8 protein-coding genes, 3 tRNA genes and 1 other annotated feature are annotated in these 11,604 nt (G+C 37.8%); of the genes, 6 read left to right on the forward strand and 5 right to left on the reverse strand.

The annotated features are described in order from the left end of the window. Positions 1 to 32 precede the first annotated feature (32 nt). Entirely contained in the window at positions 33 to 1,268 is a 1,236-nt protein-coding gene (locus H7U01_RS09625; RefSeq protein WP_201041504.1) for a S1C family serine protease, read from the reverse strand. Between the two features lie 205 nt (positions 1,269 to 1,473). Here H7U01_RS09625 and rlmH point away from each other — a divergent pair, with 205 nt between their 5' ends. Further along, a complete protein-coding gene (gene rlmH, locus H7U01_RS09630) occupies positions 1,474 to 1,953 on the forward strand; it encodes a 23S rRNA (pseudouridine(1915)-N(3))-methyltransferase RlmH (protein WP_037598563.1) in 480 nt (159 codons plus the stop codon). Between the two features lie 16 nt (positions 1,954 to 1,969). Then, the gene (locus H7U01_RS09635; protein WP_201041505.1) at positions 1,970 to 2,653 is read left to right on the forward strand and encodes a YoaK family protein; all 684 of its coding nucleotides are present in this window, start codon (positions 1,970 to 1,972) and stop codon (positions 2,651 to 2,653) included. A gap of 25 nt (positions 2,654 to 2,678) precedes the next feature. On the opposite strand, the gene H7U01_RS09640 is transcribed toward H7U01_RS09635, so the two are convergent. Next, positions 2,679 to 2,752: transfer RNA gene (locus H7U01_RS09640), tRNA-Arg, on the reverse strand. Positions 2,753 to 2,938: 186 nt separating this feature from the next. On the opposite strand from H7U01_RS09640, the gene H7U01_RS09645 reads away from it, so the two are divergent. Continuing rightward, a tRNA-Glu gene (locus tag H7U01_RS09645) sits at positions 2,939 to 3,010 on the forward strand. A gap of 22 nt (positions 3,011 to 3,032) precedes the next feature. After that, positions 3,033 to 3,106 (forward strand) — tRNA-Asn (locus tag H7U01_RS09650). A gap of 97 nt (positions 3,107 to 3,203) precedes the next feature. Here H7U01_RS09650 and H7U01_RS09655 read toward each other — a convergent pair. The 3 genes from H7U01_RS09655 to H7U01_RS09665 form a co-directional block, all read right to left on the reverse strand. Then, positions 3,204 to 5,798 carry a YfhO family protein gene (locus H7U01_RS09655; protein WP_201041506.1) on the reverse strand — a complete coding sequence of 865 codons (2,595 nt, stop codon included), beginning with the start codon at positions 5,796 to 5,798 and terminating at the stop codon, positions 3,204 to 3,206. A gap of 49 nt (positions 5,799 to 5,847) precedes the next feature. Then, positions 5,848 to 7,470: an ABC-F family ATP-binding cassette domain-containing protein gene (locus H7U01_RS09660; RefSeq protein ID WP_201041507.1), complete on the reverse strand. Its 1,623-nt coding sequence runs from the start codon at positions 7,468 to 7,470 to the stop codon at positions 5,848 to 5,850. Between the two features lie 66 nt (positions 7,471 to 7,536). Continuing rightward, entirely contained in the window at positions 7,537 to 8,409 is an 873-nt protein-coding gene (locus H7U01_RS09665; RefSeq protein WP_049545979.1) for a YitT family protein, read from the reverse strand. A gap of 144 nt (positions 8,410 to 8,553) precedes the next feature. Next, positions 8,554 to 8,793, forward strand: a binding site (T-box leader). 44 nt (positions 8,794 to 8,837) lie between these two features. On the opposite strand from H7U01_RS09665, the gene trpS reads away from it, so the two are divergent. Continuing rightward, a complete protein-coding gene (trpS, locus tag H7U01_RS09670) occupies positions 8,838 to 9,860 on the forward strand; it encodes a tryptophan--tRNA ligase (protein WP_175057876.1) in 1,023 nt (340 codons plus the stop codon). A gap of 178 nt (positions 9,861 to 10,038) precedes the next feature. After that, positions 10,039 to 11,520 (forward strand): IMP dehydrogenase, encoded by a 1,482-nt coding sequence (gene guaB / locus H7U01_RS09675; RefSeq protein ID WP_002892194.1) that lies wholly within the window; start codon positions 10,039 to 10,041, stop codon positions 11,518 to 11,520. Positions 11,521 to 11,604: the final 84 nt, after the last annotated feature.

Consider the following 11,604-nt stretch of genomic DNA (forward strand, 5'->3'; position numbering starts at 1 on the left):
TTGTAAAGGTCTTTTGACAGATTTGTCAATGATTAATCAGATAAGTCTTCTGTAGATTTTGTTAATTTAAGTTCTTCAGTTTTCTTATCTTTACCACGATAGAAGGTTACCTTGATAGTATCTCCGATACTATGGCTATAAAGATTGGTTTGAATATCAGTTTTTGAGCTGATTTCCTTACCATCAATCTCAGTGATAACATCATTTTCTTGAAGTTTACCGTCAGCTGGCATACCTTTCTGAACACTACCGACAACAACTCCAGATTTAACTTCATCTGGTAAATCTAATTTAGAAGTTGCACTGCTAGAAAGGCTATTAAGATCGGCCATTGAGATTCCTAGGGCTGGGCGTGTAACTTTACCGTCTTTTTCCAGTTGATTAATGATTTCGACAACATCGTTTGATGGAATGGCGAATCCCATACCTTCAACGGCACTACCAGCGACTGCTGACGTTGATGAAATCTTACTTGAGTTAATACCAATAACTTGTCCTTCAATATTGACTAAGGCACCACCAGAGTTACCAGGGTTAATGGCAGCATCTGTTTGGATAGCATTTGTTGAGACAGTTTCACCATTGTCGTTTTGCATAGTTACGGTACGGCTAAGGCTAGATACGATTCCCTCTGTTACTGAGTTGGCGTATTCGGTACCAAGTGGGCTACCGATAGCAATTGCCTTTTCACCAACTGTGAGGGAGTTTGAATCTGCAAATTCTGCGACGGTTTTTATTTTATCTGAAGAAACTTTGACAACTGCTAGGTCAGAGTAAGTATCTTTACCAACGAGTTCACCAGTAATTTTTGATCCATCTGAAAGCATGATTTCAAGTTTTTTAGCACCATCAACAACGTGGTTGTTGGTTACGATGTAGGCCTCTTTCCCATCTTTTTTATAGATAACACCGGAACCTTCACCAGTGACTTGCAATCCATCAGAATCTTTTGATTTGTCTTGGCTAGAATCAGAACTATCATCTCCACCAAAAATACGACCATAAAGTTCATTTAGGGAATCTGAAGATGAGCCTTCTTGATAATTGATGACAGAAACAACGGCATTTTGTACTTTCTTAACGGCCTTAGTTGTATCTGTTGTATTGTTGTATACGGTCTTAGCTGTTTTAACACCTGTATCTGTTGTATTGGTAAAAGATACCCCTGCTGCTGTTAATAGGATAAAGGCACCTAGTAGACCACCTAGTAATCCAATAACAAGCATTGCAATTGGTGCTACTATTTTTTTCCAGTTAAATTTTTTCACGTTTAGTCCTCCTTTTTGATAAACATATCAAAGTAAGCTTAATTATATCATAAAGTGATTTTAAAAAACAGTTATCAACAGTCTGTGGATAAGTTTCAAAAAGTGTAGATAAAAAGCGATTTTATAGGGATAACTCTAGATGTTTGACACGAAAAAGGTGTGGATAAGGTGTTAAAAGATTGTGGATATGTGCTATAATAAGCCTATGAAAGTTAAATTGATTACCGTTGGAAAACTGAAAGAAAAATATTTGAAAGATGGCATTGCGGAGTATGTCAAACGACTAGGACGCTTCACAAAATTTGAATCTATAGAATTAACGGATGAAAAGACGCCAGATAATGCAAGTGAAGCTGAAAATAAAGCTATCCTAGACAAAGAAGGACAGCGTATCTTGGCTAAAGTAGGTGATCGTGATTATGTCATTGCCTTAGCTATTGAAGGAAAACAATTTCCCTCGGAACAATTTGCTAAAGAGTTAGAGCAAGTGACCCTTAGAGGCTATTCAGATATTACTTTTATTATAGGGGGCAGTTTGGGACTCTCTCCAACAGTAAAAAAGAGAGCTAATCGATTGATGAGTTTTGGTCTCTTAACATTCCCTCATCAGCTTATGCGCCTTGTATTAGTAGAACAAATTTATCGTGCATTCATGATTCAGCAGGGAAGTCCTTATCATAAGTAGAAAAAAGGAAACAGACATGTTCAGAATGAAAAAACGCTCCTATCGTGTTTTTGAAGGATTACGAGTAGCAACTCTAGTTAGTTATATAGGAGGCTTCATTGATGCCTATACTTACAATACTCAAGACGGTCGATTTGCAAGTATCCAGACAGGCAATCTCCTCTATTTGGTCATTCACCTTGTTGAGGGGCATATTGTAAGAGCTTTTAGCTATGTAATACCTATTTTTTTCTTTGTTTTAGGTCAGTTTTTTGTTTTTTTTGTTAAGAAGTGGCTCATTAACCATAAGTGGGGATGGCATTTGCAAGCGATTAGACTTGCCCTTCTCTTGATGACTATTCTTGCAATTATTACACCATACGTTGATTCTACTATTACGATTGCAGGCTTGGCATTCTTTGCCTCTCTTCAAGTAGGTATTTTTAAGCGAGTCAGAGGTGTAAATTATGCTTCCTTTATGATGACTGGTAATATTACTAATACCTCTTTAACCATTGCTAGGGCTATTGACGAGGGTGATGCCAAAGTGCTTAAACAAGCTTCTTATACAACTATTATCATCTTTACATTTATGGTAGGAGTCGCAGCCTCAACTTGGTTTGCTCAATATTTACATGAATACAGCCTATATACGACTTTGCTTCCCTTGTTTGTTTTAAATTATTTCTTATTTATCGAGGCAAAAGAAAAACGCAACTAGAGATTCTAGATTGCGTTTTTTTATCTGATCCCAGCAGGATTCGAACCTGCGACCGTTCGCTTAGAAGGCGAATGCTCTATCCAGCTGAGCTATGGGACCAATAACTCTATTAGTTTACAAAATATATAGCAACATGTCAATACTTTGTAAAAGCAAGATAAAAACTAACGTAAAATTCGAATAAATTTAGCAAAATTTAATATTTTTTTTGAAAAAAAGTATAGACAAAATCGAATACTCTGATATAATAATAAGAGTGTTAACGAGATAAAAATCTCAGAACTTGGTCCGTTGGTCAAGGGGTTAAGACACCGCCTTTTCACGGCGGTAACACGGGTTCGAATCCCGTACGGACTATTTTTGCTACTTAGCAGTTTTATCCGCCATAGCTCAGTTGGTAGTAGCGCATGACTGTTAATCATGATGTCGTAGGTTCGAGTCCTACTGGCGGAGTGATAAGACACCTCAAGTTGTATAGCTTGAGTTTTTTTTGTACCCAAAATTAAATAGGTCTGGAACACTTGTTCCAGACCTATTTAATTTAAGATAATCAGCTTTTTTGAATAATAGTTGTTTTTCTGATGAAGTAAGCGTAGCAACAAAATATGATACTTGCCAATAGACTAATCAATGAACCTGTCTTAAGTCCATAGGGAATAAAGGTTATAACAACTTTTCCTTTTCCACTAGGGACATCGACTTTCATGAACCCCTTTTGAGCTCGTTGAATCTTAACTTTTTTATGATTTATGGTCGCTGTCCATCCCTTATCATATGGAATGGTAAAGAATAGTGACGCATTCGTTTTACTGCTATAATCAACGAACACTTTATTTTTTGACGTAGTAACCTTGCTATCACGTTCATTAATAGTATCCATAGCTATCTGATAGTTTTGAGTATCAAGGGCATAAAAACTAGGATTATCAAAGGATATTGCTTTATTGCCAGGGAAACTAAGTTTGATGGTAACCATTGATTCTGTTTCAAAGTAGCCAAGGTCAAAGAAATCAAAGGTATTGTCAGTAACTTGATTCTTTATCACACCGTTTACAGTAATTGACAGAGAGTGGTTATTGTCATCAGACCAAGAAATATTAGGAATACTAACATAGAGTTGACTATGTGGTGGAGCAATAACTTGATAGGTGATTGTTACAAAATCTTTATTCGAGTTGCTAACGTTTTTAGCTATGCGCTGATTCAAAGATTTAGCATCCTTATCAAACAGTTGAGATGGAGCTCGTTTAAAATAGGTTAAGTTAAGTCCAGATAGAGTATTCAGCAAGCTAGTTTGATTGTCAAGCGTATTGACAGTGAAGTCAATATTATTGTAAATGCCATCAGTTAAGATAGCAAGCTGGCTTGCATTATTATTTTGATAAAGCCCCATTGTTTTCTCAGAAGTTACGTGATTAAAACCATACTTATTAAGGTCAAAGTTCGATAAATTATATTTTATTCCGAAGAGACTATCAGCGATAATGGTGTTATTTTGGTAACGTAAGTTTAAATTAGTTCCTTCAGATTTGAAGCCTAACCTATCGAGTGTTGAGCTTGAAGCAGTATTTCGAATGGATGAAAACTGAGAAATACCATTATAATTGAATTTCATACTGTCGTTACCAGTTTGAGCCTCTAACCTTTCAGTACGGTAAAAAGTGTTATTAGCTTGCTTAGTATCTGAAACTAGTTTTGTAATGGCAGACATATTTCGCAGATAGCCTTCACGAGTTGGGAATACCCACTCATTTCCAAGAGCTCCAACAACATAGTAAGTACTTAATGTAAGCTCAAAAATGCAGAATAAGAAGGTGAAACAGCGAAAAACACTCCCAGGAATTTGCTGTCTAAAATAGCTAGTAAATAGAATGGCATAGGCTAGGAGAAATGCTAGACTTAATAGCCAGGAGACTGGTTCAATGAAGCTATAGTGAGATTGAAAGATCCAAGTTAGTAAGTAAGCGGTACTCAATCCTAAGAAAGATAGGAGGAGCCTTTTAAAAGAAAACTTTTTAATTTGATTGAGTGTTTCTCCTGCTAAAAGAACAGTTAGGAGAGATAGGAGCCAAGAATAGCGATGGAGAAACATGTTAGGCGCGTGCATACCTTGCCAAAACAAATCAAGAGGCTGTAAGTAGAAGCTAGCGATAAAGAAAGCTACTAATAAGAGGTAACCTAGACGTAATGATAGCTTGATTTCCCTACTAATAAAGAAAAGTAGAAAAAGAATCAAAGGTAAGATTCCCACATAAATCATAGGGATTGATCCGAATTTAGTAGTATCGTAAACTCCAACGAGGTTTTTCGCAAAGAAGTCAAAATAATAGGTAGACTCTGTCAATAAACTTGACGCACCTGTAAATTTTTCACCATGTGTTGTCAAGTCAAGTAGCGTTGGCAGCAGCATGACAGCACTACTTAAACCAGCTAGTATAGAGACAATTCCAAAGTCTATGAAATGAAGAATCTTACTCTTCCACCCCTTGATAGTTATCAATTGTACTATGGTGTAAAGGGTTAGGAAAATAGCCATCATATATCCAAAATAGTAGTTTTGGATAAAAAGGCAGGTTAGACTAAAAAAGTACAAGCCCCGTCTATTGAATCTTAGTAAGAGGTGTAAACCTAATATGATTAGAGGTGCTAGAATAAAGGCATCTAGCCAGGTGTTAATTTCTAACTGACTGGTAGCAAAGCTCATCAAAGCAAATCCTGTAGAAAGACATAGGATAAAACTTCTTGACACTTTTGTAAAGAGACGCTTAAAGCTAAAAGCTCCTGAGAGCCCAATAAGACCGAACTTAAGCAGTGTTATATAATAAAAAGCATCGGCCATTTGGTTGACAGTAAAGAAATAGTAAAGTGGAGACAAGAAGGAACCTAAGTAATAGCTTGTTAGAGCATAGAAATTAAGACCTAGCCCACTTGTAAAGGTGTAAAAGAGGCTTCCATCTCCATGAAGTATATTCCTAAGTCCAGTTGCAAAAATCACATACTGATGAAAACCATCACTTGTTAAAATAGTCCGCTCACTACCAGGATAGATTTTTTGGCTATACAGCACACCTATCATGATTAGTACTGGCAAGAAAAAGGCAGCCAGATAAAATAATAAAGTCGTATGGTATTTTTTATTTGTCATAATGATACTAAGACAGGTTGGGATATCCCAACCTGCATCTTTTTATAGTTTAATCAGCCCATAGTGCTTTGACTTTAGCTTGCACTTCTTCATTTTCAAGGAATTCATCATAAGTTTCATCAATACGGTCAATAACCCCATTTTTAGAAACGACTACGATGTGGTTCGCTATTGTTTGGATGAATTCATGGTCATGACTGGCAAAGATAACAGACTCTTTGAAGTCACGGACGCCATCATTCAGACTTGAGATTGATTCCAAATCCAAGTGATTAGTAGGATCATCTAGAAGAAGGACGTTAGACTTCAAAAGCATGAGCTTAGAAAGCATGACACGTACCTTTTCTCCCCCTGAGAGAACACTAACAGATTTATTAACCTCATCTCCTGAGAAGAGCATACGTCCAAGGAATCCACGCAAGAAGGTATCATCATCTTCACCTTTTTCGGCAAATTGACGGAGCCATTCGAGAATTGATTCACCGGATGCAAAGTCTTTAGAATTATCTTTTGGAAGGTAAGAGCGGCTAGTAGTAACACCCCATTTGATTGTACCTTCGTAGTCAATATCATCGGCAAGAGCACGAATCAATGCAGTTGTTTGAATATCGTTTTGACCGATGATGGCAGTCTTATCTCCTGGTCGTAAGATGAAACTAATGTTATCAAGAATAGTCTCACCATCCATCTTAACAGTGAGATTTTCAACTGTTAGAAGGTCATTACCGATTTCACGCTCTGCTTTAAAATTGATGAATGGGTATTTACGACTTGATGGGACGATTTCTTCTAGTTCAATTTTATCAAGCATTTTCTTACGAGAAGTCGCTTGTTTAGATTTTGAAGCGTTGGCAGAGAAACGTGCAACGAATTCTTGAAGTTCTTTGATTTTTTCTTCTGCTTTTGCATTACGGTCAGCCTGCAAGCGTGCAGCCAATTCTGAAGATTGTTTCCAGAAGTCATAGTTACCGACATAGAGTTTGATTTTACCAAAGTCAAGGTCGGCCATATGCGTACACACCTTATTCAAGAAGTGACGGTCATGGGATACGACAATGACCGTATTTTCAAAATCAATCAAGAAATCTTCAAGCCATGAGATTGACTGGATATCAAGACCGTTGGTAGGTTCGTCAAGAAGAAGTACATCAGGTTTACCAAAAAGCGCTTTTGCAAGGAGGACTTTCACCTTGTCACCATTAGCTAATTCGCTCATATTTTGATAGTGAAGGTCTTCTGAAATATTTAGATTCTGGAGTAATTGTGAGGCTTCGCTTTCAGCTTCCCAACCACCTAATTCAGCAAATAGACCTTCTAATTCAGCAGCACGGACACCATCTTCATCTGAAAAATCTTCCTTCATGTAGATGGCATCTTTTTCTTTCATAATATCGTAGAGGCGTTCATTCCCCATGATAACAACATCAATGACGCGTTCATCTTCATAGTCAAAGTGGTTCTGACGAAGAACAGAAAGACGCTCATCAGGACCAAGAGAGAGATGTCCTGTTGTTGGTTCGATATCACCAGCTAAAATTTTCAAAAAAGTAGATTTACCAGCACCATTGGCACCGATAAGACCGTAAGTATTACCTGGCGTGAAGGCAATATTAACATCATCAAAAAGTTTACGATCGCTAAAACGAAGCGATACATCCGATACAGTAAGCATATAATATCCTTTATTTTTATTCTTAACTACTATTTTACGAGAAATTAGACTTTATTTCAATCGATTTTATAAGGGATTAATAAAGTCATTTGGAACTCTTTGGTAATCTTTTTGGAGGCTAAATCCACGTCCCATAACTGTAGAAGCAGGAACAATGACGATAAAGGCAGTTTCATCTATTTTTTGGATTTCTTCTTGAACTTTCGGAACCTCATGAGTTGACAAGGTAGTCATAATCATATTTTGTGCATGTCCAGTATGTCCACCAAGAACTGGAATTTTTGTTGCTCCTCGATCAGCCACTCTAGTGATGTATTTTAGGATTTGTTCACTATTTTGCGAAATGATTAGAAGATTTCGTGATGAATTGAGTCCGACCATCATTTTATCAATTGTAAGAGAAACAACTCCAAGTGAGAGGATGGAGTACATAACAGTATCAGGTGGAAAAGCAATAGCACTGATTGCGACAATGATTCCATCAACAATAAGTAGTACCATTCCTAGTGGGAGTGGCGTATACTTGTGGAGAATTTGTGTGATAATTCCAGTTCCCCCAGTTGAGGAATTTCCATAAAAGACTATTCCTAGTCCTAACCCTAAAACAATCCCACCAAAAATAGCAGCCAACAAAGGTTGTTTGGTGAGTGTAGGTAAGCCCTCGGTTAATTTAATAAAAGTTGGGAAGATAAGAGATCCATAGAAGGTTTTTAGGAGAACTTCGCGACCAAGAAAGCACCAACATAAAATTAACAAAGGGATGGTGGTTGCTAAGACGAAGTTAGCATTGTTCCAACCAAAAAGGGCGTTTAAACTAATGGCTAGCCCTCCGACACCACCCGAGGCAATATTATTCTTAACTAAAAGTGAGTTATAGCCAACCGAAGCTATAAAAGAACCGATTGTAACTAAAAGTATATCTATTATTCGACGTTTCATATATTATCTCCTAGAAATGATATTCTTATTATCAAGTCTTTTTAAGTTTCCGTCAAGTAATGACTATTTTGGTTGTATCTAAGGTTGTGTTTCACGTGAAACTAGAAACATAATCTTGACAAGAATAGATAAAACAATGTAGAATAATAGTCATCAGAAGAGTAATTCTTTCCTTTTTTATAGAGAGCTGGTGGTTGCTGAAAACCAGTATGAAGGTGGAATGAATGGGCTGAAGAGAATTGACGGTTAACGTGAACACATAAACGTTAGGTTTGGCACCCCTTATCGTGCAACTTCTTTGTTGAGAAGGTTTGAGATGATAGCTTCAGAAAGAGTTATCAACTGAGGTGGTACCGCGTATCAAAAGTGATTAACGCCCTCACGCATGTTTTTGCGTGGGGATTTTTTTGTATTAGAGAGGTAATTATATGACGAAACCTATTATTTTGACGGGAGACCGTCCAACAGGGAAACTTCATCTAGGACACTATGTTGGTAGTTTAAAAAATCGTGTCCTTTTACAAAACGAAGATAAATATAACATGTTTGTCTTTTTGGCTGATCAGCAAGCCCTTACGGATCACGCCAAAGAGTCAGAGATTATCAAAGAATCAATTGGGAATGTTGCTTTAGATTATCTCTCTGTAGGTTTGGATCCAACGAAGTCGACTATTTTCATTCAAAGTCAGATTCCTGAGTTGGCTGAGTTGACTATGTATTACATGAACCTAGTTTCATTGGCACGTTTAGAGCGTAACCCAACGGTTAAGACGGAAATTGCTCAAAAAGGCTTCGGAGAATCTATTCCAACAGGCTTTTTAGTTTATCCAATTTCTCAGGCAGCTGATATCACGGCCTTCAAAGCAAATTATGTTCCTGTAGGTAATGACCAAAAGCCAATGATTGAGCAGACACGTGAAATTGCACGTAGCTTCAATCATACTTATCATTGTGATATTTTGGTTGAGCCAGAGGGAATCTACCCTGAAAATGAAGCTGCGGGACGCCTTCCAGGTCTAGACGGTAATGCTAAGATGTCTAAATCCTTGGGTAATGGTATCTTCCTTTCAGATGATGAGGACACTGTTCGTAAAAAAGTCATGAGCATGTATACGGATCCAAATCATATTCGTGTGGAAGATCCAGGCCAAATTGAAGGTAATATGGTTTTCCATTATCTTGATATCTTTGGTCGCGAAGAGGATGCTACTACAATTGCTGAAATGAAAGAACATTATCAACGAGGTGGTTTAGGAGATGTGAAGACAAAACGTTATCTTCTAGAAATCTTAGAACGTGAGTTGGCTCCAATTCGTGAACGTCGTTTAGAATATGCCAAGGATATGGGAGAAGTTTTCCGTATGCTTGAAAAAGGTAGTCAAGCAGCGCGTGAAGTTGCTGGACAAACATTGGCGGAAGTAAAAGAAGCGATGGGAATTAAGTATTTCTAAGAAATAAAAAGTAGGGACTCAAGATAATCTGGAGCCCTATTTTTATTTGGAAAAAGGTTTTCTTAGAATCTTATGCGAAATCTGTTGACAAATCATTTTAGCATGATATGATATTAACAATTAAAAAATAGGCTGGGGTTTTTGTACCTCAAAACTTTGAGAAAAGAGGACGATTATAATGTCAAATTGGGACACTAAATTCTTGAAAAAAGGTTACACTTTTGATGACGTATTGCTTATTCCTGCGGAAAGTCATGTTCTACCAAACAACGTCAACTTGAAGACGAATTTGGCTAAAAATTTGACATTAAATATCCCAATTATCACTGCAGCCATGGATACGGTCACAGATAGTAAGATGGCTATCTCAATTGCTCGTGCAGGTGGTTTGGGTGTCATTCACAAAAACATGTCTATTGCGGAACAAGCTGAAGAAGTTCGAAAAGTAAAGCGCTCTGAAAATGGTGTCATCATTGATCCATTCTTCCTAACGCCTGAAAATAAAGTTGCTGAAGCTGAAGAGTTGATGCAACGTTACCGTATCTCAGGGGTTCCGATTGTTGAGACACTTGAAAATCGTAAATTGGTTGGTATTATCACAAACCGTGATATGCGTTTTATCTCTAATTACGATACTCCAATTTCAGAACACATGACTTCTGAGAAATTGGTCACTGCTCCAGTTGAAACAGATCTTGAAACGGCTGAAAGTATTCTTCATGAGCATCGTATTGAAAAGCTACCTCTAGTTGATGAAGAAGGTCGTTTGTCAGGACTTATTACTATTAAGGATATCGAAAAAGTTATCGAGTTTCCTAATGCAGCTAAGGATGAGTTCGGTCGTCTTTTGGTAGCAGGTGCTGTAGGTGTTACTTCTGATACCTTTGAACGTGCAGAAGCTCTTTTTGAAGCAGGCGCAGATGCTATTGTCATTGATACTGCACATGGTCATTCAGCAGGTGTTCTTCGTAAAATTGCTGAAATTCGTGCCCACTTCCCAGACCGTACTTTGATTGCAGGAAATATCGCAACAGCTGAAGGTGCGCGTGCACTTTATGAAGCAGGTGTCGATGTTGTTAAAGTAGGTATCGGACCAGGTTCTATTTGTACAACACGTGTGGTTGCGGGTGTAGGTGTTCCTCAAGTCACTGCTATTTACGATGCAGCTAGTGTTGCGCGTGAATACGGAAAAACAATCATTGCTGATGGCGGTATCAAATACTCGGGTGATATTGTAAAAGCTCTTGCAGCAGGTGGTAATGCTGTAATGCTTGGTTCTATGTTTGCTGGTACTGATGAAGCACCAGGTGAAACTGAGATTTTCCAAGGTCGTAAATACAAATCTTACCGTGGTATGGGATCAATTGCAGCGATGAAGAAGGGATCAAGCGATCGTTACTTCCAAGGTGCAGTTAATGAAGCGAATAAACTTGTTCCAGAAGGAATTGAAGGCCGTGTAGCTTATAAGGGTTCTGCTGCTGATATCGTATTCCAATTGATTGGCGGTATCCGTGCAGGTATGGGTTATACAGGTGCAGAAGATATCCAGGCTTTACATGACAAAGCTCAGTTTGTTGAAATGTCAGGTGCAGGACTTATTGAAAGTCACCCTCACGATGTTCAAATTACAAACGAGGCACCTAACTACTCGGCTCATTAAAAAACATAAACATACTAAGATTAGTAGTGAGGAAATCTCCGACGGGAGAAAGTACTCACTACTTTTTTCGTTATGTTAAAGTAG

The sequence above is a fragment of the Streptococcus sp. 21.1 genome (assembly GCF_016648635.1).
Lineage (GTDB): Bacteria > Bacillota > Bacilli > Lactobacillales > Streptococcaceae > Streptococcus.